This is a genomic window from Burkholderia anthina (genome assembly GCF_001547525.1).
Classification (GTDB): domain Bacteria; phylum Pseudomonadota; class Gammaproteobacteria; order Burkholderiales; family Burkholderiaceae; genus Burkholderia; species Burkholderia semiarida.
Genome location: NZ_CM003768.1, coordinates 3,047,305 through 3,072,548, shown reverse-complemented (window position 1 = coordinate 3,072,548; position 25,244 = coordinate 3,047,305). Strand labels below are relative to the sequence as shown.

25 protein-coding genes are annotated in these 25,244 nt (G+C 68.5%); 15 read left to right on the top strand and 10 right to left on the bottom strand.

What is annotated here, in order from left to right:
* Window positions 1-10: 10 nt before the first annotated feature.
* Window positions 11-358 carry a GFA family protein gene (locus WS64_RS14020; RefSeq protein WP_060966695.1) on the bottom strand — a complete coding sequence of 116 codons (348 nt, stop codon included), beginning with the start codon at window positions 356-358 and terminating at the stop codon, window positions 11-13.
* Window positions 359-499: 141 nt separating this feature from the next.
* Here WS64_RS14020 and WS64_RS14015 point away from each other — a divergent pair, with 141 nt between their 5' ends.
* On the top strand, window positions 500-745 hold the full coding sequence (locus WS64_RS14015) for a DUF1272 domain-containing protein (protein ID WP_059578642.1): 246 nt from the start codon (window positions 500-502) through the stop codon (window positions 743-745).
* 34 nt (window positions 746-779) lie between these two features.
* Here the strand turns inward: WS64_RS14015 and WS64_RS14010 are convergent, their stop codons facing one another.
* Window positions 780-1,463 (bottom strand): FadR/GntR family transcriptional regulator, encoded by a 684-nt coding sequence (locus WS64_RS14010; protein ID WP_060966694.1) that lies wholly within the window; start codon window positions 1,461-1,463, stop codon window positions 780-782.
* A 146-nt stretch (window positions 1,464-1,609) separates the two neighbouring features.
* Here WS64_RS14010 and dgoD point away from each other — a divergent pair, with 146 nt between their 5' ends.
* Window positions 1,610-2,758, top strand: a complete 1,149-nt coding sequence (gene dgoD, locus WS64_RS14005; protein ID WP_059643016.1) for a galactonate dehydratase — start codon at window positions 1,610-1,612, stop codon at window positions 2,756-2,758.
* 135 nt (window positions 2,759-2,893) lie between these two features.
* On the opposite strand, the gene WS64_RS14000 is transcribed toward dgoD, so the two are convergent.
* The gene (locus tag WS64_RS14000; RefSeq protein ID WP_060966974.1) at window positions 2,894-3,826 is read right to left on the bottom strand and encodes a CopD family protein; all 933 of its coding nucleotides are present in this window, start codon (window positions 3,824-3,826) and stop codon (window positions 2,894-2,896) included.
* Between the two features lie 378 nt (window positions 3,827-4,204).
* Here WS64_RS14000 and WS64_RS13995 point away from each other — a divergent pair, with 378 nt between their 5' ends.
* The 3 genes from WS64_RS13995 (at window position 4,205) to WS64_RS13985 (ending at window position 7,864) form a co-directional block, all read left to right on the top strand.
* The gene (locus tag WS64_RS13995) at window positions 4,205-4,969 is read left to right on the top strand and encodes a c-type cytochrome (RefSeq protein WP_006477898.1); all 765 of its coding nucleotides are present in this window, start codon (window positions 4,205-4,207) and stop codon (window positions 4,967-4,969) included.
* 19 nt (window positions 4,970-4,988) lie between these two features.
* A complete protein-coding gene (locus WS64_RS13990; RefSeq protein WP_059578646.1) occupies window positions 4,989-6,287 on the top strand; it encodes a c-type cytochrome in 1,299 nt (432 codons plus the stop codon).
* 137 nt (window positions 6,288-6,424) lie between these two features.
* On the top strand, window positions 6,425-7,864 hold the full coding sequence (locus tag WS64_RS13985; RefSeq protein WP_059578649.1) for a DEAD/DEAH box helicase: 1,440 nt from the start codon (window positions 6,425-6,427) through the stop codon (window positions 7,862-7,864).
* On the opposite strand, the gene WS64_RS13980 is transcribed toward WS64_RS13985, so the two are convergent.
* The 3 genes from WS64_RS13980 to WS64_RS13970 all read right to left on the bottom strand — a co-directional run bounded on the left by WS64_RS13980 (window position 7,858) and on the right by WS64_RS13970 (window position 11,228).
* Window positions 7,858-8,364 carry a hypothetical protein gene (locus tag WS64_RS13980; protein ID WP_059578652.1) on the bottom strand — a complete coding sequence of 169 codons (507 nt, stop codon included), beginning with the start codon at window positions 8,362-8,364 and terminating at the stop codon, window positions 7,858-7,860. The genes WS64_RS13985 and WS64_RS13980 overlap by 7 nt on opposite strands.
* A gap of 70 nt (window positions 8,365-8,434) precedes the next feature.
* The gene (locus WS64_RS13975) at window positions 8,435-9,262 is read right to left on the bottom strand and encodes a ferritin-like domain-containing protein (protein WP_011546143.1); all 828 of its coding nucleotides are present in this window, start codon (window positions 9,260-9,262) and stop codon (window positions 8,435-8,437) included.
* 325 nt (window positions 9,263-9,587) lie between these two features.
* Complete coding sequence (locus WS64_RS13970) at window positions 9,588-11,228, bottom strand: gamma-glutamyltransferase family protein (protein ID WP_059643124.1); 1,641 nt, start codon at window positions 11,226-11,228, stop codon at window positions 9,588-9,590.
* Between the two features lie 213 nt (window positions 11,229-11,441).
* On the opposite strand from WS64_RS13970, the gene WS64_RS13965 reads away from it, so the two are divergent.
* Window positions 11,442-12,221: a DeoR/GlpR family DNA-binding transcription regulator gene (locus WS64_RS13965; RefSeq protein WP_034208319.1), complete on the top strand. Its 780-nt coding sequence runs from the start codon at window positions 11,442-11,444 to the stop codon at window positions 12,219-12,221.
* A 301-nt stretch (window positions 12,222-12,522) separates the two neighbouring features.
* Window positions 12,523-12,720 carry a hypothetical protein gene (locus WS64_RS13960; RefSeq protein ID WP_006477892.1) on the top strand — a complete coding sequence of 66 codons (198 nt, stop codon included), beginning with the start codon at window positions 12,523-12,525 and terminating at the stop codon, window positions 12,718-12,720.
* 90 nt (window positions 12,721-12,810) lie between these two features.
* On the opposite strand, the gene WS64_RS13955 is transcribed toward WS64_RS13960, so the two are convergent.
* Window positions 12,811-13,179, bottom strand: coding sequence for a hypothetical protein (locus WS64_RS13955; RefSeq protein WP_059643011.1), 369 nt, complete (start codon window positions 13,177-13,179; stop codon window positions 12,811-12,813).
* A gap of 162 nt (window positions 13,180-13,341) precedes the next feature.
* Between WS64_RS13955 and glpD the strand changes: the two genes are divergently transcribed.
* From glpD to WS64_RS13940, 3 genes are all read left to right on the top strand, one after another.
* Window positions 13,342-14,865, top strand: a complete 1,524-nt coding sequence (gene glpD, locus WS64_RS13950) for a glycerol-3-phosphate dehydrogenase (RefSeq protein WP_059643008.1) — start codon at window positions 13,342-13,344, stop codon at window positions 14,863-14,865.
* Window positions 14,866-14,975: 110 nt separating this feature from the next.
* Entirely contained in the window at window positions 14,976-16,478 is a 1,503-nt protein-coding gene (glpK, locus tag WS64_RS13945; RefSeq protein WP_060966693.1) for a glycerol kinase GlpK, read from the top strand.
* Between the two features lie 81 nt (window positions 16,479-16,559).
* Complete coding sequence (locus WS64_RS13940; RefSeq protein ID WP_011546148.1) at window positions 16,560-17,276, top strand: MIP/aquaporin family protein; 717 nt, start codon at window positions 16,560-16,562, stop codon at window positions 17,274-17,276.
* A 42-nt stretch (window positions 17,277-17,318) separates the two neighbouring features.
* Here the strand turns inward: WS64_RS13940 and WS64_RS13935 are convergent, their stop codons facing one another.
* From WS64_RS13935 to WS64_RS13925, 3 genes are read right to left on the bottom strand one after another with little or no spacing between them, the layout of a single operon-like run.
* Window positions 17,319-18,587, bottom strand: a complete 1,269-nt coding sequence (locus WS64_RS13935) for an NAD(P)/FAD-dependent oxidoreductase (protein ID WP_060966692.1) — start codon at window positions 18,585-18,587, stop codon at window positions 17,319-17,321.
* 4 nt (window positions 18,588-18,591) lie between these two features.
* Entirely contained in the window at window positions 18,592-18,900 is a 309-nt protein-coding gene (locus WS64_RS13930) for a non-heme iron oxygenase ferredoxin subunit (protein ID WP_059578663.1), read from the bottom strand.
* A gap of 36 nt (window positions 18,901-18,936) precedes the next feature.
* Window positions 18,937-20,019 carry a fatty acid desaturase family protein gene (locus tag WS64_RS13925; RefSeq protein ID WP_060966691.1) on the bottom strand — a complete coding sequence of 361 codons (1,083 nt, stop codon included), beginning with the start codon at window positions 20,017-20,019 and terminating at the stop codon, window positions 18,937-18,939.
* 172 nt (window positions 20,020-20,191) lie between these two features.
* On the opposite strand from WS64_RS13925, the gene WS64_RS13920 reads away from it, so the two are divergent.
* The 5 genes from WS64_RS13920 (at window position 20,192) to WS64_RS13900 (ending at window position 25,207) form a co-directional block, all read left to right on the top strand.
* On the top strand, window positions 20,192-21,256 hold the full coding sequence (locus WS64_RS13920) for a LacI family DNA-binding transcriptional regulator (protein ID WP_060966973.1): 1,065 nt from the start codon (window positions 20,192-20,194) through the stop codon (window positions 21,254-21,256).
* Between the two features lie 141 nt (window positions 21,257-21,397).
* Window positions 21,398-22,405, top strand: a complete 1,008-nt coding sequence (locus WS64_RS13915) for a hypothetical protein (protein ID WP_060966690.1) — start codon at window positions 21,398-21,400, stop codon at window positions 22,403-22,405.
* A 37-nt stretch (window positions 22,406-22,442) separates the two neighbouring features.
* Window positions 22,443-23,270 (top strand): TIM barrel protein, encoded by an 828-nt coding sequence (locus WS64_RS13910; RefSeq protein WP_060966689.1) that lies wholly within the window; start codon window positions 22,443-22,445, stop codon window positions 23,268-23,270.
* A 74-nt stretch (window positions 23,271-23,344) separates the two neighbouring features.
* On the top strand, window positions 23,345-24,331 hold the full coding sequence (gene iolG / locus WS64_RS13905) for an inositol 2-dehydrogenase (RefSeq protein WP_060966688.1): 987 nt from the start codon (window positions 23,345-23,347) through the stop codon (window positions 24,329-24,331).
* A 189-nt stretch (window positions 24,332-24,520) separates the two neighbouring features.
* Window positions 24,521-25,207, top strand: coding sequence for an HAD family hydrolase (locus WS64_RS13900; protein ID WP_060966687.1), 687 nt, complete (start codon window positions 24,521-24,523; stop codon window positions 25,205-25,207).
* Window positions 25,208-25,244 lie beyond the last annotated feature (37 nt).

Sequence of the window (25,244 nt, the reverse complement as noted above, 5' to 3'; positions counted from 1 at the left end):
GGCGCGCCGCTCAGTGCGCGCGGCCGTCGTAGTGCGTGACGGGCAGCGCGTCGAGGTCGACGCCCTCGAGGCAGCGCACGTTGATCGCGGCCATCGCGGTGCCCTTCGGATCGACACCCTCGCCGAACGCGTGAATCCCGCAACGCTTGCAGAAGCGATGCCGGATCACGTGCTTGTTGAACAGGTAGGTCGCGAGATTTTCGTCGGGCGTCAGCAGCTTCATGTGGTCGCGCGGCACGAACCACATCAGCGCGCCCTTGCGCCGGCAGATCGAGCAGTTGCACGCCATCACGCCCTGCAGGTCGCCTTCCGCCTCGAACGTCACGTCTCCACAATGACAGCTTCCGCGATAAAGCATGGTCGTCTCCCGGTGCAGCCCGTGTGCAGCGCCGGCGCCCGGGCGGGACACCGTTGGCCGGGCCGATCCAAACGCGTACAGTAGCGCTCGCATGCGCCGCACGCAATGTGCGGCGCCCCCTCACCCGTCAAGGAGACCGTCATGCTTGAACTGCGCCCCGGCTGCGAATGTTGCGACAAGGATCTGCCGCCGGATTCGACGGACGCGCGCATCTGTACGTTCGAATGTACTTTTTGCGCGACGTGCGCCGACGACGTGCTCAAAGGCCAGTGCCCGAACTGCGGCGGCGACCTGGTCGCGCGGCCGCGGCGGCCAGCGAGCCTGCTCGCGAAGTACCCGCCGTCGACGGAACGCATCCACAAGCCGGGCGGCTGCGCGAACGCCTGACGGTACCGCAACGGCGCCGCCCGCCCCGCTTCCGTCACGACATCTCGATCCGCGCACGCGTCACCGCGAGCAGCGTCGCCATTGCGCGGCGCGCGCCGTTCTCGTCGCGCACGCGGATCGCGTCGCTCACCGCCGTATGCTCGGCAAGCGACGCGTTGTACACGTCCGCCCGGCGCGCATTCAACTGCAGTTGCGCCTCGAGCGTGCGATCGATCAGCGTGCCGAGCGGCACCAGCAGCTCGTTGCCGCCGGCCTCCAGCACGCTCAGGTGAAAGCGCAGGTCGGCGCGCACCCATTCGTCGACGTTGCGCGCGGCGGCCATCGCGCGCGCCGCGCCCTCGATCGCGTCGAACGCGTCGGGCGTATGCGCGCGGGCGGCGAGCGCGGCCGCGTACGGCTCGATCATCTCGCGCATTTCCTGCAGCTTCAGCGCGAACGCGAGCGGCGGCGCGACGCGCGCATACCAGTCGAGCAGGTCGGCGTCGAGCAGGTTCCACGCCTGGCGCGGCCGCACGCGCGTGCCGACCTTCGGCCGCGATTCGACGAGCCCCTTCGACGTCAGCGTGCGCAGCGCCTCGCGCATCACCGTGCGGCTCACGCCGTACATCTCCATCAGGTCGGGTTCCCTCGGCAGCAGCGAGTCGGGCGGATAGTCGCCGCGCAGGATCGCCGTCGCGAGCCGGAAAGCCGTCTGTCCATGCAGGTCGCGTTGAATGATCGTTCTCCGTCGGGCGGGCTGCCCACTATCTGCACATTAATGCTATTAATACTATTTTTTATGCGACTACGCTAGGATAACCGCGAAAGCACGGATCGTGCGCCGCGCCCGAACGGTCGCGCCGGTCAATCATGGAGACTCGCATCGTGAAAATCACCCGCCTCGAAACCTTCGTCGTCCCGCCGCGCTGGCTGTTCCTCAAGATCGAAACCGACGAGGGTATCGTCGGCTGGGGCGAGCCGGTCGTCGAAGGCCGCGCGCACACGGTCGAGGCCGCCGTGCAGGAACTGGCCGACTACCTCGTCGGGCGCGACCCGCTCCTGATCGAGGATCACTGGCAGGTGATGTACCGCGCGGGCTTCTACCGCGGCGGCCCGATCATGATGAGCGCGATCGCGGGCGTCGACCAGGCGCTGTGGGACATCAAGGGCAAGCATCACGGCGTGCCGGTGCATGCGTTGCTCGGCGGCCAGGTGCGCGAGCGCATCAAGGTGTATTCGTGGATCGGCGGCGACCGGCCGAGCGACGTCGCGAACAATGCGCGCGCGGTCGTCGAGCGCGGCTTCAAGGCCGTGAAGATGAACGGCTCCGAGGAGCTGCAGATCGTCGACACCTACGACAAGGTCGAGCAGGTGATCGCGAACGTCGCGGCGGTGCGCGACGCGGTCGGCCCGCACGTCGGGATCGGCGTCGACTTCCACGGCCGCGTGCACAAGCCGATGGCGAAGGTGCTCGCGAAGGAACTCGATCCGTACAAGCTGATGTTCATCGAGGAGCCGGTGCTGTCGGAGAACGCCGAGGCGCTGCGCGACATCGTCAACCAGACCAACACGCCGATCGCGCTCGGCGAGCGGCTGTACTCGCGCTGGGACTTCAAGCACATCCTCGCGGGCGGCTACGTCGACATCATCCAGCCGGACGCGTCGCACGCGGGCGGCATCACCGAGTGCCGCAAGATCGCAACGCTCGCGGAAAGCTACGACGTGGCGCTGGCGCTGCACTGCCCGCTCGGGCCGATCGCGCTCGCCGCGTGCCTGCAGCTCGATGCGGTCAGCTACAACGCGTTCATCCAGGAACAGAGCCTCGGCATCCACTACAACCAGGGCAACGACCTGCTCGACTACCTGCGCAACCCCGAGGTGTTCCGCTACGAGGACGGCTTCGTCGCGATCCCGCAGGGCCCGGGGCTCGGCATCGACGTGAACGAGGAGAAGGTGCGCGAGATGGCGAAGACGGGCCATCGCTGGCGCAACCCGGTGTGGCGCCACGCGGACGGCAGCGTCGCCGAGTGGTGACGAACGCGTGAGATAAGAGCGCCGCACGCGTGCCGCGCCACGCGTTCGACACGGCCGCCCCGACAAGGCGGCCGTTCTTGCATCCGCGCCACGCCCGCGGCGCGCGCCGGCGCCCGGCGCCGCGCTGTCCGGCCGTCAGCCGAGCGCCGCGAAGCCCGGCACGCTGAACGACAGCACGGCCGCCGCGACGAACACGCCGATCATCGTCATCCCTTCGAGATGCAGGATGTTGCGGAACGTGTGCGCGTCCTCGGTCGCCGCGGTGCGGCGCAGGCGCGGCAGCGCCGAGAAGCGGTTGAGCCCGCCGAGCACGAGTGCGAGCGCGACGAGCAGCAGCTTCAGCAGCAACACGCGGCCCCACGTGCTGCCGTCGAGCGGCGCGAGCGAGCCGCCGAGCCCGCGGATCGCGTTGAGCGCGCCGGTGCCGAGCACGAAGACGACCGCGACGATCGACGTGCGCGACAGGTGCTGGCCGATGCGGATCAGCGCGCCGCGCGCGACCGACGTCCCGAGCGCCGGCAACACCGCGAGCCCGCCCGCGAGCACGAGGCCGCCCCACACGGCGGTGGCCAGCAGGTGCAGCGTCTGCACGCCGACCGCCGCGGACAGCACGCCGCTGTCGGCCGCATGGCCGAGCGACGCCTTGCCGGCCGCCACCACGATCACCGCGAACCACAGCACCGCATGCGCGAGCGGGCCGTCCGGCTTCGCGAGCGCGACGATCGCGAGCAGCACCGCGCCGGCGAACGCGACGCTCCATGCGAAGCCCGTGTGCGTCTGCATCAGCATGACGGGAATCGCGGCGAACGCGCCGCCGAGCCCCGCGCCGCTCATCGCCGCGGCCTCGTACACGAGCCAGCCGAGATCGGCGAGCACCAGCGCCAGCGCGGCCGCCACCAGCGAATGTTGCGCGCGCAGCCATGCGGGGTGCGACGGCGCGATGACCGGCCGCGCGCCGTCCTTGCCGAGCCACGCCTTGAGCAGCGCCGAGCCGACCGCCATCGCGAACGCCGCATCCATCAGCGCCGCGAGCGCGACCTGGCCGATCCACAAGCTGTCGAACTTCATCGCGCGCACCCTCCCGCAAGCGGCAGGCCGGCAGCGCGGCGGCAACGGGACGGACAGCGTGAGGCAGGCAACGGCACGGTAGAAAACGTCATCGATGAATCCGGAAACGGGAGAAATGACTGGGTCAGCGGCGGAGGCGGCGCCGCGCGACCCGCGAGTGTACGGTCTTCGAGGGTGAAAGCGCACGCCGGTTCACTCGACCGTCGCGCAATGCGCGTCAAATTGTCGCAAGTCGCAAACGGACAGGAACCGATGTCCTTTCGTCAAATAGCCGTCATTACCCATCGATGATAGAATGCCGCGTCGCAGCAGCCCGGCTGTCCTGCCGTCCATGCGCCGAGCCGATCGTAGCCCGGACAAGGTCCCCGACGAATAATCATGGAGTCTCGTGTGTCTTCAAGACGCCTCTTCCGTCCGCTGCTCGCCGTTCTGATGATCGGCGGCGCGGGCCTTATGAGCGCTGCCCAAGCGCAGACCAAGCCCACGGAGCAAGCGCACGCCCAGCAGGCGCCGCTCAAGGCACCCGATACCATGGCCGAGCGCGTGCGCGGCTGTACCGCATGCCACGGCGTCCACGGCCAGGGCACGGACAACGACTATTTCCCGCGTCTTGCCGGCAAGCCGGCCGAGTACCTGTACAACCAGCTCGTCAACTTCCGCGACGGCCGGCGCAAGTACCCGCCGATGAACTATCTGCTCACGTACCTGAACGACGACTACCTGCGCGAAATCGCCGAGCACTTCTCGGCCGAGCGTCCGCCGTACCCGACGCCGGCGAAGCCGACGCTGCCGGCCGCGACGCTCGCACGCGGCAAGCAGCTCGTCACGCAGGGCGACCCGGCCCGCAAGCTGCCGGCCTGCGTGGCCTGCCACGGCGCGGGGCTGACCGGCATGCAGCCGGCGATCCCGGGCCTCGTCGGCCTGCACGCCGACTACCTGAGCGCACAGCTCGGCGCATGGCGCTCGGGCAACCGCCACGCGAAGGCGCCCGATTGCATGCACGACATCGCCGCGAAGCTTTCCGACGAAGACGTGACGGCCGTGACCGCATGGCTCGCCGCGCAACCGGCGCCCGCCAACCCCGTGCCGGCCCCGGCGCGTTCGATGAAGACTCCGCTCGCCTGCGGCAGCGAACCGCAATAAGGCAAGGGAGACAGACACAATGAAACGCAAGTCCCTGTTTGCACTCTCGGCCGTCGCGATCGTCGCGGCTGCCGCCCTCGTGCCGGTCCTGTGGCCGGGCAACGACACGCTGCACGGCGCTGCCGCCGTCGCGGCCACGCCGGCCGACCAGGCCGCGCTGATCAAGAAGGGCGAATACCTCGCGCGCGTCGGCGACTGTATCGCGTGCCACACGGTGCGCGGCGGCAAGTCGTTCGCGGGCGGCCTGCCGATGGCGACGCCGTTCGGCACGATGTACACGCCGAACATCACGCCGGACGACCAGAACGGTATCGGCAAGTGGACGTCGGACGACTTCTACCGCGCGATGCACACGGGTCGCTCGAAGGACGGCAGCCTGCTGTATCCGGGCTTCCCGTTCGCGAGCTACACGAAGGTCACGCGCGCCGATTCGGACGCGATCTACGCGTACCTGCGTTCGGTCCCGCCGGTGTCGGTGCCGAGCCGTCCGCACGAACTGAAGTTCCCGTTCAACAACCGCAACCTGCTGATCGGCTGGCGCACGCTGTTCTTCAAGGAAGGCGAGTACAAGCCGGATCCGACGAAGTCCGTCGAATGGAACCGCGGCGCGTATCTCGTCGAAGGCCTCGGCCACTGCTCGATGTGCCACACGTCGATCAACATGATGGGCGGCCCGGTGAACTCGTCGGCGTTCGCCGGCGGCCTGATCCCGCTGCAGAACTGGTATGCGCCGTCGCTGACGAACGACAAGGAACTCGGCCTCGGCGACTGGCACGTGCAGGAGCTGTCCGACCTGCTGCAGGCCGGCGTGTCGCAGAAGGGCGCGGTATTCGGCCCGATGGCGGACGTGGTCCACAACAGCCTGCAGTACATGACCGACGAAGATACGCGCGCGATGTCGACGTACCTGAAGTCGATCCCGCAGAAGGCTGAAGCGCCGAAGAACATGCAGTACGAGCCGTCGAAGCAGTTCGGCAACGCGCTGTTCGAACAGGGCAAGAAGATCTACGCGGACAACTGCGCGACCTGCCACGCCGAAAACGGCGCGGGCAAGCCGCCGGCCTATCCGCCGCTCGCGGGCAACCACTCGATCATGATGGAATCGGCCGTCAACCCGATCCGCATGGTGCTGAATGGCGGCTACCCGCCGAGTACGTTCAAGAATCCGCGTCCGTACGGGATGCCGCCGTTCGCGCAGTCGCTGTCGAACCAGGAAGTCGCGGCGGTTGTCACGTATATCCGGATGTCATGGGGTAACAACGGTACGCCGATCTCGCCGCAACAGGTGAGCGATCTGCGTTCCGCGCCGCTCGACTAAGAAGCGGCGCACACAAACGGGGCGCGGCTGCGGGAAACCGCGGCCGCGCCCTTTTGCTTTTTGGCTGTTTTGCGATGCAGGTTTGCCGCGCGGGCCGCGCGATGCATCGCCGATCATAAAACTCAAGAGTGGTATCTATGTCTTTCGAATCTCTCGGCCTGGCCGAACCGCTGGTCAAGGCGGTCAACGAGCTCGGCTACACGTCGCCGACTCCGATCCAGCAGCAGGCCATTCCGGCCGTCCTCGGCGGCGGCGACCTGCTCGCCGGCGCGCAAACCGGCACCGGCAAGACCGCCGGCTTCACGCTGCCGATCCTGCAACGCCTGCACACGTTCTACGCCGAGCACCGCGGCGCGAAGCGCGCGGTGCGCGCGCTGATCCTCACGCCGACGCGCGAACTCGCCGCCCAGGTCGAGGAAAGCGTGCGCGCGTACAGCAAGTACCTGAAGCTGCGCTCGACCGTGATGTTCGGCGGCGTCAGCATCAATCCGCAGATCGATGCGCTCAAGCGCGGCGTCGACATCGTCGTCGCGACGCCGGGGCGCCTGCTCGACCACATGCAGCAGAAGACCATCGACCTGTCGGATCTCGACATCCTCGTGCTCGACGAAGCCGACCGGATGCTCGACATGGGCTTCATCCACGACATCAAGCGCGTGCTCGCGAAGCTGCCGCCGCAGCGCCAGAACCTGCTGTTCTCGGCCACCTTCTCCGATGAAATCAAGGCGCTCGCCGACAGCCTGCTCGACTCGCCCGCGCTGATCGAGGTCGCGCGCCGCAACACGACCGCCGAGAGCGTCGCGCAGAAGATCCATCCGGTCGACCGCGATCGCAAGCGCGAGCTGCTCACGCACCTGATCCGCGAACACAACTGGTTCCAGGTGCTCGTGTTCACGCGCACCAAGCACGGCGCGAACCGGCTCGCCGAGCAGTTGACGAAGGACGGCATCAGCGCGATGGCGATCCACGGCAACAAGAGCCAGTCGGCGCGTACGCGCGCGCTGGCCGAGTTCAAGAACAGCACGCTGCAGGTGCTCGTCGCGACCGATATCGCCGCGCGCGGGATCGACATCGACCAGTTGCCGCACGTCGTCAACTTCGATCTGCCGAACGTGCCGGAAGACTACGTGCACCGGATCGGCCGCACGGGCCGCGCGGGCGCGACCGGCGAAGCCGTGTCGCTCGTGTGCGTCGACGAGAAGCAGTTGCTGCGCGACATCGAGCGGCTGATCAAGCGCGAGATTCCGCAGGAAGTGATCGCGGGCTTCGAACCCGATCCGAACGCGAAACCGGAGCCGATTCAGCAGCGCCGTGGCCAGCAGCAGCCGCGTGGCGGTGGCGGCGGCAATCGTCAGCCACGTGCCGGCGGCTCAGGCCAGCCGGCCGCGAAGCGCGACGGCAACGCGCAACCGAAGGCCGCGCAGCAGAAGGCCGCGAAGCCGCGCACGCAAGGCGGGGCCGGCGGCAATGGCGGCGGACGTCCGGCAGGCGGCGGCAACGGCGCCCGCCCGGCAAGCGGCAACGCCGCGCATCCGAACCGCAACCGTTCGTCGCGCAGCGGCCAGCGCGGTCACTGAAGCCGCGCGGCCGCGCGCCGCAGGTGCTCGATCTGGCGTCGCCAGCGTGCGAGCACCGCGGCGCGCTCCCCTTCCAGCGTGAACGTGACGCCTGTCGCGAGACGCGCATAGCCGACCCGCTGCGCATCGCCGTGCGCGATCGTCGCGGCGAATCCGGCCAGGCCGCCGAAGTCTCCTTCGAGCGGCGCCATCTCCAGTTGCGCCTGAAAGAACGCGCCGTCCGCGACGAGCGTCAACGCGGCCGTGCGCCGCTGCGCGATCGCGCGCGCCGCCCGCGACTGCGGCCAGAGCGCGATCAGCAGCGTGCGTGCATCGTGTGCGTAGATCTCGCCGACGCCGAGCAGCGTCGTGCGCAACTGGCCGTCGTCGGTCGCGACGATCAGCGACGCGGCGAGGTCGGCATGACGCTCGAGCGCGGTGCCGTCGAACAGCGACACGACGGCGGGCGGCCACGCGTCGAACGTCCATTGTTCGAGCGCGTGGCGATGGGTATCGGTCATGATGGCGTGGCCCGGGCGCGAATCGGATGAGAATGCACCAGCATACGCGCGACGGGCCGTGCCGCGGCGATCAGCGCAGGAAAACGTGCCGCGTGATCTTCGTGAGCGGATAGTGGACGCCCGGCTGGATCTTCGCGGGCAGGTCGAGCGGCTTGAGCAGCATCTTCACGCACATGTCGGCCGACAGGTTGCGCCGGACGAGCGAATTGATGCGTGCGGCGCGCTCGCGGTTGTATTGGCTGTCGCCGACGCGGTCCGGATAGCGGATCGCGAACACGTGGCGCAGCGCGATCTCGGAATCCTCGTTCTTGATTTCCATCACGCGGCGCGCCAGCGCCCCGAGCACCGCGAGCCGGCCGTTGCCTTCGACCTGGTTGTACTTCTTGAAGAACTTGAAGAAGTGCTTGTAGTGACGCACTTCGTCCGTGCGGATGTTGTCGGTGATTTCCTTCAGCACCGGCTCGTCCGAGCATTCGTTGATCGCGCGATAGAGCGTGGCCGTGCCCGTCTCGACGACGCAGCGCGCGACCATTTCGAGCGCGCGGGTTTTTTCGAACGCCTCGACCGAGCAGGTCTTCGAATACTCGGCGAAGAAATTCGCGAACGCCGTATCCCAGTCGAACTCGGGCCACACGTGCGCGATATACGCCTTCAGCGCGCGGCCGTGCTGCAATTCTTCGGGCTCCCATGCATTGTTGAGCCATGCGGAGACTTCCGGATCGTCATTGAAGAATTCGCTCAGATTGCTCGTATAGAGATCCGAGCCGCTTTCGATGAACGACGACGCGCACAGCAGCAGCAGCAAATCCTCGTTCGCGGCGGCACGCTGACGATCGATCCGGTTCAGGTCGATGTCCTCGATACGCCACGGCATCACATGCGTCGTTTTGGTGTCCATGGTGGTGCGCTCCCAGTCGTCGCGCGGAGGCCGGCCCATGCCTGGGGCACAGGCGCCAGCCGATCCGCGGCGGCGTTTTACTTGCGTTTATAGTGAGTCGGTCCGGCCGAACCATTCTGGCATCTTAGCCGGACTTTCATGTTCGTGCTCCAAAGCACTGACCATACCCGACAAGCGCAGTTCCACGGCGTCCGTTGCCGTTCGTTAGATGAGACCTTCAAACCGCTTGCGCGCGTTCGATGGCATGCGCCGCGCCAAACGAAACGGGCGGCCGCCGGGCCGCCCGTGATGCCGGGAAACTGCAAGGAAAGCTGGAAGCGATCCGTCAGAAACCGGCCGCCAGCCCGTCGCGCCGGCTGTCGCTCGCGGCCACGTAGCCGCGCTCCGGATCGTCGGGATCGAGGCGCCAGACGAACTGCCCCGAACCGAAATCCATGTACGGATCGTCGATCGACTTGATCGTATGGCCGCGGGCGGCCAGCCCGTCGACGGTCGCGCGGTTCATCGTCGCCTCGACGTCGAGCGTGAAGTCGCGGTTGACCTTCCAGCGCGGCGCGCAACACGCGGCCTGCGGCTGCTGGCCGTAGCCGAGCATCCGCACGACGGTCTGCAGATGGCCTTGCGGCTGCATGTCGCCGCCCATCACGCCGAAGCTCATCACGGCCTCGGTGCGGCCGTTGGCCTGCTCGGTGACGAACGCCGGGATGATCGTGTGGAACGGCCGCTTGCCGCCCGCGACGACGTTCGGCGAAGCCGGGTCCATCGAGAAGCCGTGCCCGCGGTTCTGCAGCGCAATGCCCGTACCGGGCACGACGAGCCCCGAACCGAAGCCCATGTAGTTCGACTGGATGAAGCTCACCATCATCCCGCGCTCGTCGGCCGCCGACAGGTAGATCGTGCCGCCCGAATGCGGGCGGCCGGCGGCGAAGTGCGTCGCGCGCGCGCGATCGATCAGCTTCGCGCGTTCGGCGAGATAGGCGTCGTCGAGCATCTGTTCGGGCGTGACGTCCATCGCGCGCGGATCGGCGACGTAGCGATAGACATCGGCGAACGCGAGCTTCATCGCCTCGATCTGCAGATGCTGCGAATCGACCGAGTCGACCGGCCATTCGGTCACGCCCGCGTGCTCGGCGATGCCGAGCGCGATCAGCGCGGCGATGCCCTGCCCGTTCGGCGGAATCTCGTGAATCGTGTGGCGGCCGAAGCGCTTGCCGATCGGCTCGACCCATTCCGGCCGGTACGCGCGCAGGTCGGCTTCGGTCAGCGCCCCGCCGCCCTCGCGCGCGAACGCGGCGAGACGCTCGGCGAGCGCGCCTTCGTAGAACGCCCGGGCGCCTTCCGTCGCGAGCGTGCGCAGCGTCTGCGCATGACCGGGCAGGCAGACGCGTTCGCCGACGAGCGGCGCGCGGCCGCGCGGCATGAAGGTGTCCGCGAAACCCGGCAGGCCCCGCAGTTCGGGGACGGCCGCCGCCCACTTGTGCGCGACGATCGGCGGCACCGAATAGCCGCGCTCCGCGATCTCGATCGCCGGCTCGAGCAGGTCCGCGAACGGCAGCGAACCGAACTTCGCGTGCAGCGCTTCCCACCCCGCGATCACGCCCGGCACGGTGACGGTGTCCCAGCCGCGCGTCGGCTTGTTCGCGATGCCGCGCGCGTCCTCGCCGTGGCGCTGGCGGAAGTAGTCGACGTTCCATGCGGCCGGCGCGACGCCCGATGCATTGAGTCCCGACAGTCGCTCGCCGTCCCACACGAGCGCGAACGCATCGCCGCCGAGCCCGCACGACACCGGCTCGACGACGGTGATCGCGGCGGCCGCGGCCAACGCCGCGTCCACCGCGTTGCCGCCCTTCCACAGCATCCGCAACCCGGCCTGCGCGGCCAGCGGGTGCGACGTCGACACGACGTTGCGCGCGAACACCGGGATGCGGGTTGTCGGATACGGGTTGTGCCAGTTGAAGTCAGTCATCGATGCCACCTTGTCGAAAACGGGATGAACGCGCGCCCGCACGCGCGGGCCATCCGCCATTGCAGCGCGATCGGCACGATCGCGCAAATTCATTTGTCACATGAATCCATGCAATTTCCGCATGAATCATGCGCACCGACGGCCGACAGGCCGGCCGAACGCCGTTGCCGCCCTTACAATACCCGCTCCGTCTCACGACACGACCATCGAGCCATGACCCGAGATCCTCGCCTCACCCTCAACGCGCGCCAGCAGGAATTGCTCGAATGGGTGCAGCGCGACGGCTTCGTGACCGTCGACGATCTCGCCGCGCACTTCGCGGTGACGCCGCAGACGATCCGCCGCGACGTGAACTGGCTCGCCGACCTGAACCTGCTGCGCCGCTACCACGGCGGCGCGAGCCTGCCGACCAGCTCGGAGAACGTGTCGTACACGGCGCGCCAGCGGATGTTCCACGACGAGAAGCGGCGCATCGCGGCGCTCGCGGCGTCGCACATCCCCGACCAGGCGTCGCTGTTCATCAACCTCGGCACGACGACCGAGGAAGTCGCGCGCGCGCTGAACCGCCATCACGGGCTGCACGTGATCACCAACAACCTGAACGTCGCGTCGATGATGAGCGGCTACCCCGACTGCGAGGTGCTGATCACGGGCGGCATCGTGCGGCCGTGGGACAAGGGCATCGTCGGCGAGCTCGCGATCGACTTCATCCGCCAGTTCAAGGTCGACTACGCGATCATCGGCACGTCGGCGATCGAGGCCGACGGCACGCTGCGCGATTTCGACACGCGCGAGGTGCGCGTCGCCGAGGCGATCATGCAGCATGCGCGCACGGTCTACCTCGTGACCGACCATTCGAAGGTCGGCCGCCCGGCACTGGTGCGCCAGGGCCACCTGAGCCAGGTGCACGCGCTCTTCACCGACAAGCCGCTGCCGCCCGACATGGCCGACACGGTCGCCGCCGCCGGCACCCAGGTGTACGTCGCGGAATGACGGTCGCGATGCTGCACCGCACCTGAAACTTCAAGTGAAATCAAGAAGTTGGCGCCGCGCGCGAACCGCTTGTGGCATGCGCTTCTGTCAAACGGAAAATTAACGGGGCACGATTTGTCGTTGCCCGCGCGCTCGACTAGACTCCAGTTCCCCGGCCCGTTCGCCGATCCGCCTGTGCCAGGGCGGTGCGAATCGCAGGCCGGCGAATGCAGCTTTTCCCCCCAAGCCATACCCTCGCGGGGTATCGCGCGGCGGCGTATACGCCGGCCGCGCGGGCAGTCCGATTGCCATGGAGAGAACGATGCTGAGTCCGCATGAATTCGCCACGCTCTTGCTTGTAAAGGACGCGCCTGATCAGCGCGACATGGATCGGGATGAACTGGACATCCTGCTCGAACAACAACTCGTCCGCCTGGAAGGGCTCGGCTCGGGGCGCAAATACTGCGTGACCGAGACCGGCGACGCCGCGCTGCGATCCATCAAGTACCGCTATTCGTAAGCCCGCTGTTCCCGACCTGACCTGATCGCGCGGCCGGATTCCGGCCGCGCGGTCGTTCTGCCTCCCGCCTGCCCGTCGCCGCCGTCGGTTTCAGCCGCCGCGCAGCGTCGGATCGACCGCCGCCCGCCAGCTGATGGCCTGCGCGCGTGCGCCGTTGAAATACGCGATCCAGCCGGCGCGTGCCGCCGCGTCGGGCGCCGCATAGTGGGTCGAAAGTTCGTTTACGAACGCACAATAGTTCGCTTCGGTCAGCCCGCGATACCGTTTCGCGACGTACGCGTCGTACAGCGTCGAGTACACCGGCTGCGCGTCCGCGCCCCAGTCGCGCGCCGCGCCGCCGCACGACGTCTGCAGGTCGACGAACGACGGCGCCCGCCAGTTGCCCGCGAGCGGCGGCGTCCCCGCGCCGCATCCCGCCAGAAGGACGGCGCACACGCCGGCCCACATCCCAATACGCATGATTCACCTCGCGAAACGGTCGATTCCGTCAGTATCGTCCGGGATCGTGTCGCACGCTACTGGCCCCGCTTTTTCGAACTTTACTTTTTCGATTTCGTTCGTTAAATTTCGAATTCGAACATTTCATGTTCGCCCCATTTCAACAGACGATAAGGACAGCAGGTGACCCAACCGAATCGCTACGATCTGCTCGTCGTCGGCGGCGGCATCAACGGCGCGGGGATCGCGCGCGATGCGGCCGGCCGCGGCCTGTCGGTCATGCTCTGCGAACAGGACGACCTCGCGTCGCACACGTCGTCGTCCAGCACCAAGCTGATTCACGGCGGCCTGCGTTACCTCGAGTACAACGAGTTCGGGCTGGTGCGCAAGGCGCTGCAGGAGCGCGAGACGCTGCTGCGCGCGGCGCCGCACATCATGTGGCCGCTGCGCTTCGTGATGCCGCACATGCCGAACCTGCGTCCGGCCTGGCTGATCCGCATCGGCCTGTTCCTCTACGATCACCTCGCGAAACGCGAACTGCTGCCCGGCTCGCGCGGCATCGACATGCGCCGCCATGCGGCCGGCGCGCCGCTGATCGACTCGATCAAGCGCGGCTTCGTGTATTCCGACGGCTGGGTCGACGACGCGCGCCTCGTCGTGCTGAACGCGATGGATGCGAAGGAACGCGGCGCCGAGATCCTGACGCGCACGAAGCTCGTTTCCGCCGAGCGCCGCGGCGACGAGTGGGAAGCGCGGCTGCAGCACGCCGACGGCTCGATCCGCGTCGTGCATGCGCGCGCGATCGCGAACGCGGCCGGCCCGTGGGTCGGCGACGTGCTGCACGGCGCGCTCGGCCGCGGCGCGCATCACAGCGTGCGGCTCGTGAAGGGCAGCCACATCATCACGCGCCGCCTGTTCGATCACGATCACGCGTACATCTTCCAGAACCCGGACAAGCGGATCATCTTCGCGATTCCGTACGAGCACGATTTCACGCTGATCGGCACGACCGACGTCGAATACACGAACGATCCCGCGAAGGTCGCGATCGATCGCGACGAGACGCAGTATCTGTGCGATTCGATCAACCGCTACTTCAAGCGCAAGATCTCGCCGGCCGACGTGCACTGGACCTATTCGGGCGTGCGTCCGCTGCTCGAGGACGAGAACGCGGCGAACGCGTCGGCCGTCACGCGCGACTACCGCCTCGAACTCGACGACGGCGCGGGCGCCCCGCTGCTGTCGGTGTTCGGCGGCAAGATCACGACGTTCCGCAAGCTCGCGGAAGAAGCCGGCGACATGCTGTGCCGCGCGCTCGGCCGCGACGCGAAGCGCTGGACGGCCGGCGTCGCGCTGCCGGGCGGCGACATCGCGGACGCGAAGTTCGACGTGTTCGCCGGCGCGTTCGCGAAACGTCACCCGTGGCTGCCCGCCGCGCTCGCGCGCCGCTATGCGCGTGCGTACGGCACGCGTGCGGAACGCGTGGTGGAAGGCGCGAAGTCGCTCGCGGATCTCGGCGCCGAAATCGCGCCGGGCATCCACGACGCCGAGCTGCGCTACCTGCGCGACGCCGAATGGGCGACCTGCGCGCAGGACGTGCTGTGGCGCCGCTCGAAGCTCGGCCTGCACGTCGCGCCCGGCACGCTCGATGCCGTGACCGCCGCGGTCGACGCGTGGTTCGCCGCCGCGCATGCGCCGCACGCGTGACTCGAACGCAAATTGCAGTTGCAGTTGCCTGACCGACGTTGATTCACCGACGCGCCGCCCCATGCGGCGCGCATCACAACTAAGCCGATCCACGGATGGAGATGAGAGACATGCAGGACCAGTACATCCTCGCGCTTGACCAGGGCACCACGAGTTCCCGCGCGATGCTGTTCGATCGCCAGGGCAATATCGTATCGATCGCCCAGAAGGAATTCGAACAGATCTACCCGCAACCCGGCTGGGTCGAGCACGACCCGCAGGAAATCTGGTCGACGCAAGCCGGCGTCGCCGCGGAAGCCGTCACGCGCACGGGCCTGAACGGCACGTCGATCGCGGCGATCGGCATCACGAACCAGCGCGAAACGACGATCGTCTGGGATCGCGAGACGGGCCAGCCCGTCTACAACGCGATCGTGTGGCAGGATCGCCGTACCGCCGACTTCTGCGACTCGCTGAAGAAGCAGGGCCTCGAAGCGAAAGTGCGTGCGAAGACCGGCCTGCCGATCGACTCGTACTTCTCGGCGACGAAGATCCGCTGGATCCTCGACAACGTGCCGGGCGCGCGCGACAAGGCGCGCCAGGGCAAGCTCGCGTTCGGCACCGTCGACAGCTGGCTCGTGTGGAACTTCACGAAGCACGAGCTGCACGTGACCGACGTGACCAACGCGTCGCGCACGATGCTGTTCAACATCCATACGCGCGAGTGGGACAACGAGCTGCTCGAACTGCTCGACATCCCGCGCAGCATGCTGCCGGAAGTGAAGGCGTCGTCGGAGATCTACGGCCACACGAAGACCACCGTGTTCGCGTCGAAGATCCCGCTCGCGGGCATCGCCGGCGACCAGCATGCGGCGCTGTTCGGCCAGATGTGCACGACGTCGGGCATGGTGAAGAACACCTACGGCACCGGCTGCTTCCTGATGATGAACACCGGCGACAAGCCGATCGAGTCGAAGAACAACCTCGTCACGACGATCGCGTGGCAGATCGGCGACGACGTGCAGTACGCGCTCGAAGGCAGCATCTTCATCGCGGGCGCGGTCGTGCAGTGGCTGCGCGACGGCGTCGGCCTCATCAAGACGGCCGCGGAAATCGAGGCGCTCGCCGCCAGCGTGCCGCATACCGACGGCGTGTATCTCGTGCCCGCGTTCGCCGGGCTCGGCGCGCCGCACTGGAACGCCCGGGCGCGCGGCTCCGTGTTCGGCGTCACGCGCGGCACGAGCGCTGCCCATCTCGCCCGCGCGGCGCTCGATGCGATCGCGTACCAGTCGCTCGACGTGCTGGCCGCAATGGAAGCCGATTCCGGCATCAGCATCGGCGAGCTGCGCGTGGACGGCGGCGCGAGCGCGAACGACCTGCTGATGCAGTTCCAGGCCGACCTGCTCGGCGTCGACGCGGTGCGTCCGCAGATCACCGAGACGACCGCGCTCGGCGCGGCCTACCTCGCGGGCCTCGCGATCGGCTACTGGAAGAACCTCGACGAAGTGCGCGACCAGTGGCAGCTCGATCGCCGCTTCGCCCCGTCGATGCCGAAGGAGCAGGTCGAGCAGCGCATGGCCGGCTGGCAGCGCGCGGTACGCGCCGCGAAGGCATGGGCCGACGACGCCCGGTAACCCGAATCAATCCGGACGAAATACAACAACACCGGCGGACCGCGCGATGCGCGAGTCCGCCGTGACATACGAGAGACAACCATGTCACCTTATATTGCGGAATTCATCGGCACGGCGATCCTCGTGCTGCTCGGCAACGGCGCGGTCGCGAACGTGCTGCTTGCCAAGACCAAGGGCAAAGGCGCGGACCTGATCGTGATCGTGATGGGCTGGGCGATGGCGGTATTCGTCGCGGTCTACGTGACCGCGTCGTTCAGCGGCGCGCACCTGAACCCGATCGTCACGATCAGCCTCGCGCTCGCGGGCAAGTTCGCGTGGTCGAAAGTGGGCGGCTACGTGCTCGCGCAGATGCTCGGCGGGATGGCGGGCGCGCTGCTCGTGTGGCTCGCGTATCGCCAGCACTTCGCGAAGGAAGCCGATGCGGACCTGAAGCTCGCGGTGTTCTGCACGGCGCCCGCGATCCGCAGCACCACGCACAACGTGCTGACCGAAGCGATCTGCACGTTCGTGTTGATCCTCGGCGTGCTGTATCTCGCGTCGCCGCAGGTCGGCCTCGGCGCACTCGACGCGCTGCCCGTCGGCCTGCTGGTGCTCGGCATCGGCATCTCGCTCGGCGGCCCGACCGGCTATGCGATGAGCCCCGCGCGCGACCTGTCGCCGCGCATCATGCATGCGCTGCTGCCGATTCCCGGCAAGCGCGACAGCGACTGGCGCTATGCCTGGGTGCCCGTCGTCGGCCCGCTGCTCGGCGGCGCCGCGGCAGCCGGGCTGTATCTGCGCCTGCACGCGATGGCCTGATCGCCGTTTGAACGAAGCGCGCGGCGTTCACTGCCGCGCGCTTCACTCCCCTCCTTTGCGCGACCGGTCATTCACGGCCGTCACCAGCGACTTCAGCTTCACGCCGACGTTCGCGACCGCCGCCGGCGTCACGTCGATCCCGCGCTCGACCAGCATTCTCGCCACGCGCATTTCTTTCGCGAATCCCGCTGCACGGCCGAAGCCGCTCGCCGCGACGAGCCGCGCGAGCGCATCGAAATGGAAGTGGATTTCCGCATCGGCGCCGAGCACGCGCGCGACCGACTGCACGCCGAGCGCCGGCTCTCCGGCCACCTGCAACTGCGCATCGTATTGATCGGACCAGAACCACGGCGTGTCGCGATACGGTTCGCCCGCGCCGAGCATGTTGCGGGCGGCCACGTGCGCCTGCGTCTCGGCGCCATGCCACGTCTCCTGGCGAACCAACCGCCCCGATAACGCGCTCGGAAACACCGCGACGTCGCCGGCCGCGTAGATGCCGCGCGCCGACGTCTCGAGCCGCGCGTTCACGACGATCCCGCGCTCGACCGCGAGGCCCGCGTCGCGCGCCAGCGCGTCGGCCGGTTCGATGCCGATGCCGGTCACGACCGTGTCGGCAAGCAGCGCGTCGCCGTCGTCGAGCAAGACGGCCAGCGCCCCGCCCGAGGTCCGCTCGATCGCAACGGGCGTGCGGTTCAGACGGATCGCCACGCCGCGCTCGTCGTGAAGCGCATGCACGCGCGTCGCGATGGCTTCCGGCACTGCCCGGCCAAGCAGCCGTGGCGCCGCATCGAGCACGGTCACGCGGCAGCCGCGCTGCCGCGCCGACGCCGCGACTTCGAGTCCGATGAAGCCGCCGCCGACCAGCACGATCCGTGCGTCGGGCACGAGCCGCGCGCCCAGCGCGGCCGCATCGTCGAGCGTACGCAACGCGACCACGCCGTCGAGCGCCGCGCCCGGAATGGCCAGACGGCGTGCGCTGCCGCCGGTCGCCAGCAGCAACGCGTCGTAGCCGAACACGTGTCCACCGGCCACGCGTACTTCGCGTGCATGCGGATCGATGCGCTCGACGGTCGCGACGACCCGCTCGACGCGATCGGCCGCCCACGCCTCGGCATCGCGCAACCGGCATTGCGCCGCGCTACGCTCGCCCGTCAGCACGCCCTTCGACAACGGCGGCCGCTCGTACGGCGGGTGCGGCTCCGCGCCGATCAGCACGATGCGCCCGCGCCAGCCGGACGCGCGCAGCACCTGCGCCGCGCGGCCGCCCGCATGACCCGCGCCGACGATCGCCATTACCCGGTCGTGGCTCATCGCGTCACACCTCGATCAGGATGCGACCGTCTTCGATCTTCGCGCGGTACGTGCGCAGCTTCTCGCAGGCGGGCGCGGACAGCGGCCGGCCGTCGCGTACGTCGAAGCGACCGTTGTGCTTCGGGCATTCGATCACGTGATCCATCACGAACCCGTCCGCGAGATGTACGTGCTCGTGCGTGCACAGGCCGTCGCTCGCGTACACCTGGCCGTCGATCCGGTAGATCGCGTACGTGCGGCCGGCGTGATCGAAGCGCGCGACGTCTTCGTCGTCGATGTCGTCGAGCGCGCCGGTGTCGATCCATTGCGTCATGGGGTGTGTCTCCTTCGTCGGGATGGTCGGTAGCTGTCATGCGCGCGCGGCATCGGGCACCGGCCGCACGACGTAATCGGACGGATCGCGCGTCTGCCGGATCAGCGCCGGCACGATCTCCGCATACGCGGCGAGCGTGCTGCGGTACGGCGGCGGCATGTCGGCCTTCACGGCTTCGTGCAGCTTCGGCAGCGCATGGAACGGCACCATCGGGAACATGTGGTGCTCGACGTGATAGTTCATGTTCCAGTACAGGAAGCGGAACACCGGATTCATCATCACGGTGCGGCAGTTGCGCCGGTGATCGAGCACGTTCTCCGGCATGCCCGCGTGCTGCGTGAGGCCGAAATACAGGTACAGCCATGCGCCGTAGAGGCTCGGCAGCCCGATGTAGAGCAGCGGCAGGATCGTGTGCCAGTACATCGCGGCGCCCGCCACGAGCGCGTAGATCGCGAGATGGATGCGCGACTCGCGCACGACCTTCGGCCATTCCGATTCAGGCACGTAGGTGCGCTCCTCGTCGTCGAGCCGGCCGGTGACCGACGCCGCGATCATCTTGCGCAACTCGCCGGCCACGTGCTTCAGCGCGACGACGTTCAGCACGAGCGCGAGCCAGTCGGTCGGCTTCGGCGCGGCGATTTCCGGATCGCGCCCGACGACCAGCGTATCGGTGTGATGGCGCGCATGACTCCAGCGCCACGCGGTTGCGCGGCGAAACACCTGGAACGACGCGACCTGGTACAGCGCGTCGTTCATCCAGCGCGTGCGGAACGCGGTGCCGTGCCCGCATTCGTGCCAGCGCGAATCGGCCGGGCTGCAGTAAAGGGTGCCGTACACGAAGAACGCCGGGATCGCCCACGCCGAATGCGCGCGCCACGCCAGCCACGCGAGCGCGCCGCTGATCGCGATCGCCGCGTACCAGATCAGCGTGTCGCGAATCGCACGCGCGTCGCCGCGCTGCATCAACTGCTTCATCAGCGGCCGCGGCACCGCGCACCGGTACCACGCGGCGTTGACGAGCCCGGCCGCCTGCGCGCGCTCGCCCGCGCCGCCGATCATTCGGTATTCCTGACGGCGCGCCGCGTTGCGCTTGCGTGTCGGGTCGTCGATAGGGGCCACGTCTGTCTCCTGGGGTTCTTGTGCGATGCAAGCGCGACACGCGCTGCCATGGAGTCAAAATTAGGCGCCCGGCTTCCGCTGCTCAATCGAAACGTTGACGAAATTTCGCCATCGCTTTAGCGTTCCCGGCAACGCCACGCGATCGATGGCGCCTATCACGATGGAGACGACCATGGCAGGAGAATCCGGGCCGCGCTGGCGCAAGCGCACCGCGCGCTTCGACGAGATCGCGGCGCTTGCCGGCGTCAGCACGACGACCGTCGACCGCGTGCTGAACGAGCGCGGCAGCGTCTCCGCGCAGGCGCGCGAACGCGTGGTGGCGGCCGCGCGGCAGCTCGGCGTGCCGCGGCAGCTGCCCGACACGCGGCACGGGCTGATCCACGTCGACGTACTGCTGCCGGACACCGACGCGCCGTTCTTCCGGCGGTTGCAGCAAGCGCTGCAGCGCTCGCTGCAAATGCTCGACCGGCGCGTGGTCGTGCACCGGACGATCCTGCCCGCCGCGGACGACGCGCGCGCCGCCGCGCTGATCGAACGGCCCGCGTACCGGCGCGCGGCGCTGATCGTCACCGCGCACGACACGGCCCGCATGCGCGACGCGCTGGCCGCCGCGATCGCGCGTGGCGAGACCGTCGTCACGATGGTCACCGACATCGGCGGCATCGACCGCGCGCACTTCGCCGGCATCGACAACTATCGCGCCGGGCGCACGGCCGGCTACTACATTGGCCGTCTCGCGGCGCGCCCCGGCCGCGTGCTGCTGCTCGGCGGCCGCATGGGCTACCGCGCGCACGCCGACCGGATGGCCGGCTGCCGCGACCAGCTTGCCGACGCGTTCGCCGCCGTGCGCTGCGACGACGCGCCGGTCGAGACGCTCGACCAGGACGACCGCTGCTACCGCGCGGTGTCGAAGGCGCTGCAGGCGCACGACGACGTGGTCGCGATCTACAACAGCGGCGCCGGGTCGGCCGGGATCGAGGCGGCGCTGCGCCGGGCCGGCGCGATCGGGCGCGTCGTATGGATCGGCCACGAGATGATCGATCTGCACCGCACGTTCATCGAAGCCGGCGCGATGGATCTCGCGATCGACCAGGATCCGGACGGTCAGGCGATTTCCGCGCTGCAGCACGTGCTGCATGCATGCGGCATCGTCGAGGCGCCGCCGCCGCACGATCCGGTCGAATTCCGTGTGTTCTGTCCGGCGAACGTGAGGACGAGCGCGTACCTGCAGCCGTGAACCCGCCGTGCGGCCCGGCGCGTGCATGCGTCGAAAAAATCGACCGCCGCATTGGCGATTTTTCGTCAACGTTTGTCATGCAGCCCGCGCCGCGCGTCCGTACATTGACAGCCATCCACGAACAACGACGGACAGGAGACGATGGCTGAACCGATCCTCATCGGCGTGAATCTCGACGGCGTGCTCGAACACGACGGGCTGCCGCCGCCCACGCCCGCCGAGCGCTTCCGGATGGTCGCCGCCGCCGGCGTGTTCGACTACGTCGAAAAGAATCCGGTGCGCGGCGAGGACCTGTCGCCGTATTTCGCGCTGGTCGAGCGCCACGCGCTGCCGATTCGCGTGATCGGCGGCATCTGGTGCGCGGGCCGCGACGAAGCGCATGTCGCCGAGATCGTCGCGGCGGGCGCGCGGTTCGGCAGCACGGTGCTCAACTGTCAGCTGTTCGCGCATCACGCGGACGGCCATCCGCTGTCGGATCGCGAAGTCGCCGATTTCTACCTGCGCGCCTATGCATGGGGCGAACCGTCCGGCTGCCTGCCGAGCCTCGAAGTGCACGTCGACATGTGGAGCGAGGATTTCGCGCGGGTTGCACGCGTCGCGCGGCATGTCGAGCAGGCGGGCGCGCCGTTCCGGATCACGCTCGATCATTCGCACCTGCTGTTCAAGATCGGCAATCGCGCCGAACTCGACGCATCGGGCCTGCACGAATCGGCCGACGGCGGCCGCGCGATGCTCGACCCCGCATCGCCCGCCGCGATCTACGCCGACTGGATCGCGCGCGGCTGGGTCCGGCATGCGCATGCGCGCAGCGTCGTGCCGAACAACCCGGACAATCGCTGGATGCGCCGCGCGGACGGCCGGCCCGGACGCGGCATCCAGTACCCGTTCGTCGCGCCGCCGCCGGGCGCGTACCACGGCGAATGGCGTGCCGAGTCGCTCGATCCATGGAAAGCCGCGTTGCGCCAGTTGCTGCAGGCGCGGGTGCAGGCCCATGCGCAAGCGACACCGCTCGAGCAGATCAGTTGCGAATTCATCCCGTTTCCCGACTACGGCGGCGGCGCACGCTATTCGATCTTCGACAACAACGTCGCGTGCGCGCACTGGCTGCGCGACACGTGGCACGCACTCGCCGCGCGCGCCGGCGCCTGATCCGGACCCGCCCCACTCAAGCCCCAAGGACAGAACGATGACGCAAGCCTTGCACTTTTCGCTGAACCGGATGAGCGCGCCGCGCTTGCCGCTCGACCGCTACGTCGCGCTGTGCCGGCGCCTCGGCGTCGACACGATCGAGATCCGCAACGATCTCGACGGCGTCGAACTCGCCGACGGCACGCCGGCCGCCGCCGTCCGCGCGACGGTCGAAGCCGGCGGCGTAACGATCCTGACGATCAACGCACTGCAGCGCTTCGAGCAGTGGAATGCCGAGCGCGCCGACGAGGCGACCGTGCTGGCCGACTACGCGGCGCAATGCGGCGCGCGGGCGCTGGTGCTGTGCCCGACCAACAGCCGCGCCGACACGCGCGACGAGCACGCCCGCCACGCGGATCTCGTCGCGGCGCTGAAGGCATTGAAGCCGATCCTCGAAGCCCGCGGCCTGCTCGGCTTCATCGAGCCGCTCGGTTTCGAAGAGTGCGCGCTGCGCCGCAAGTCGGACGCGGTGAAGGGCATCTACGCGGCAGCGGGCGAACCGGTGTTCCGGCTCGTGCACGACACGTTCCACCATCACCTCGCCGGCGAGGACGTCTTCTTCCCGAACCTCACGGGCCTCGTGCACCTCTCGGGCGTCGAGGAAGCCGACCTGCCGGTCGAGCGGATGCGCGACGGCCACCGCGTGCTGGTCGGCGGCGCCGACCGGCTCGGCAACGTCCGGCAACTACGCGAGCTGTTCGCGCGCGGCTACGGCGGTGCGTTGTCGTTCGAGCCGTTCGCGAACGAGATCGCCGAAGCCGACGACATCGAGGACCGGCTGCGGGCAAGCCTCGACTACGTGCGCGGCGAGCTGGCGGATTGCTGAGCGGACCGTCGCGACGGCGTGCGGCCCACGCCGGTCGCGCATCGACAAGACAAGTGAATCCACGGGAGAACGGAATGATCGAATTCGCCTTGTTCGGCGCGGGCAGGATCGGCAAGATCCACGCGGCGAATCTCGCGCGCCATCCGGGCGCGACACTGAAGTACGTGATCGACCGGCACGCGCCGTCGGCGGACGCACTCGCTCGCGCGCACGGCGCGCAGGCAGCCGACGTCGAACGCGCGCTGGGCGACGCGTCGGTGCGGGCCGTCGTGATCGCATCGAGCACCGATACGCACGCGGACCTGATCGTCGCGGCCGCGAACGCGGGCAAGGCGGTGTTTTGCGAAAAGCCGGTCGACCTCGCCGTCGAATGCTCGCGTGCATGCGCGGACGTCGTGCGGCGCACCGGCGTGACCTGCATGATCGGTTTCCAGCGCCGCTTCGACCCGACCTTCGCGGCGCTGAAGGCGCGCGTCGAGCGCGGCGAGATCGGCGCGCCTGAAATGCTGGTCGTCACGAGCCGCGACCCGGGCGCGCCGCCGGCCGACTACCTCCGCAGCTCGGGCGGCATTTTCAAGGACATGCTGATCCACGACTTCGACGTGTTCCGCTGGATCCTCGGCGACGAAGCGCACACGCTGCATGCGACGGGAAGCTGCCTGACCGATCCGGCCGTGCACGACGCCGGCGACATCGATTCGACCGCCGTGACGATCCGCACGCGGCGCGGGCTGCTGTGCCAGATCAACACGTCGCGCCGCGCGGCGTACGGCTACGACCAGCGCTTCGAACTGCTCGGCAGCCGCGGGATGCTGCAGGCCGGCAACGTGCGGCCGACCGAGGTGAGCGCGTGGCTTGCCGGCGGCATCGCGACGGACGTGCCGGAGCCGTTCTTCCTGGAACGCTACCGGCATGCGTACGCGGCCGAGATCGCGCACTTCGTCGACGCGTTGCGCGACGGCACGCCGGTCAGGACGACGATCGACGACGGACTCGCCGCGCTCGAGCTGGCCGAAGCCGCGATGACGTCGTGGAAAACGGGGCGCGTGATCGAGCTGTGACGCCGCGAACGGCGGCAGCGATCCGGGCAAGCGGACCGCTGCCGCCGCGCAAGCGCCGGCCGTCCGGCACAACTGCCGCACGGCACGGCCGCATCGGGCAAATTTGCCGCCACGTCGCGCGGCGTGCGCGTGAAAGCACGTATGATGGCGAATCGATCGGCGTCGCCGATATCCCGCGTTTTCATCACCATGCTCGATCACCTCATCTGCGACTGCGACGGCGTGCTCGTCGACAGCGAAGTCATCGCCGACCGCGTGCTGCTCGACACGCTGTCCGCCACGTTCCCGAACCTCGATTTCGAAGCCGCCGCGAAGTCGGCATTCGGCCAGCAGACGTCCCGCTTCCTCACCGGCATCGAAGCCCGCTTCGGGGTCGAGATGCCCGCCAACTTCATCGAGACCATCGAGCACAACATCGAAGTCGCGCTCGCGCAATCGCTCGCGCCGATCAGCGGCGTGCGCGACGCGCTGCTGAAGATCACGCTGCCGGCCGCCGTCGTGTCGAACAGCCGGCTCGCGCGCGTGCGCAGCTCGCTCAAGCGCGCCGCGCTCACCGAGATCTTCGGCGAACGCGTGTTCAGCGCCGAACAGGTCGCGCGGCCGAAACCCTACCCCGACGTGTACCTGCACGCAGCGCACACGCTCGGCGTCGCGCCGGCGCGCTGCGTCGTCGTCGAGGACAGCATCTCGGGGCTGAATGCCGCGCGGGCGGCCGGGATGAAGACGATCGCGTTCGTCGGCGCGAGCCACATCCCCGACAACTACGCGGACGCGCTGCGCGCGATGGGCATCACGCGGATCATGCGCAGGATGGACGAACTGCCGGCGCTCGTCGAAGCCGGCATGCGCGGCGAATTCGGCGACGTGCAGTCCTGATCGTCATTCGGGCCGGTTCGGGTCGATCCGGCCGCGC

Excerpts from the sequence above, each read along its gene's own strand:
- WS64_RS13975 (WP_011546143.1), bottom strand. The coding sequence starts at position 9,262 with ATGGACACCAAAACGACGCATGTGATGCCGTGGCGTATCGAGGACATC.
- WS64_RS13960 (WP_006477892.1), top strand. The coding sequence starts at position 12,523 with ATGCTGAGTCCGCATGAATTCGCCACGCTCTTGCTTGTAAAGGACGCG.
- WS64_RS13970 (WP_059643124.1), bottom strand. The coding sequence starts at position 11,228 with ATGACTGACTTCAACTGGCACAACCCGTATCCGACAACCCGCATCCCG.
- WS64_RS13900 (WP_060966687.1), top strand. The coding sequence starts at position 24,521 with ATGCTCGATCACCTCATCTGCGACTGCGACGGCGTGCTCGTCGACAGC.
- WS64_RS13965 (WP_034208319.1), top strand. The coding sequence starts at position 11,442 with ATGACCCGAGATCCTCGCCTCACCCTCAACGCGCGCCAGCAGGAATTG.
- WS64_RS14000 (WP_060966974.1), bottom strand. The coding sequence starts at position 3,826 with ATGAAGTTCGACAGCTTGTGGATCGGCCAGGTCGCGCTCGCGGCGCTG.
- WS64_RS13910 (WP_060966689.1), top strand. The coding sequence starts at position 22,443 with ATGACGCAAGCCTTGCACTTTTCGCTGAACCGGATGAGCGCGCCGCGC.
- WS64_RS13980 (WP_059578652.1), bottom strand. The coding sequence starts at position 8,364 with ATGACCGATACCCATCGCCACGCGCTCGAACAATGGACGTTCGACGCG.
- WS64_RS13935 (WP_060966692.1), bottom strand. The coding sequence starts at position 18,587 with ATGAGCCACGACCGGGTAATGGCGATCGTCGGCGCGGGTCATGCGGGC.
- WS64_RS14020 (WP_060966695.1), bottom strand. The coding sequence starts at position 358 with ATGCTTTATCGCGGAAGCTGTCATTGTGGAGACGTGACGTTCGAGGCG.
- glpK (WP_060966693.1), top strand. The coding sequence starts at position 14,976 with ATGCAGGACCAGTACATCCTCGCGCTTGACCAGGGCACCACGAGTTCC.
- WS64_RS13985 (WP_059578649.1), top strand. The coding sequence starts at position 6,425 with ATGTCTTTCGAATCTCTCGGCCTGGCCGAACCGCTGGTCAAGGCGGTC.
- WS64_RS13990 (WP_059578646.1), top strand. The coding sequence starts at position 4,989 with ATGAAACGCAAGTCCCTGTTTGCACTCTCGGCCGTCGCGATCGTCGCG.
- WS64_RS14015 (WP_059578642.1), top strand. The coding sequence starts at position 500 with ATGCTTGAACTGCGCCCCGGCTGCGAATGTTGCGACAAGGATCTGCCG.
- iolG (WP_060966688.1), top strand. The coding sequence starts at position 23,345 with ATGATCGAATTCGCCTTGTTCGGCGCGGGCAGGATCGGCAAGATCCAC.
- WS64_RS13920 (WP_060966973.1), top strand. The coding sequence starts at position 20,192 with ATGGCAGGAGAATCCGGGCCGCGCTGGCGCAAGCGCACCGCGCGCTTC.
- WS64_RS13940 (WP_011546148.1), top strand. The coding sequence starts at position 16,560 with ATGTCACCTTATATTGCGGAATTCATCGGCACGGCGATCCTCGTGCTG.
- WS64_RS13915 (WP_060966690.1), top strand. The coding sequence starts at position 21,398 with ATGGCTGAACCGATCCTCATCGGCGTGAATCTCGACGGCGTGCTCGAA.
- WS64_RS13930 (WP_059578663.1), bottom strand. The coding sequence starts at position 18,900 with ATGACGCAATGGATCGACACCGGCGCGCTCGACGACATCGACGACGAA.
- WS64_RS13955 (WP_059643011.1), bottom strand. The coding sequence starts at position 13,179 with ATGCGTATTGGGATGTGGGCCGGCGTGTGCGCCGTCCTTCTGGCGGGA.
- WS64_RS13995 (WP_006477898.1), top strand. The coding sequence starts at position 4,205 with ATGGAGTCTCGTGTGTCTTCAAGACGCCTCTTCCGTCCGCTGCTCGCC.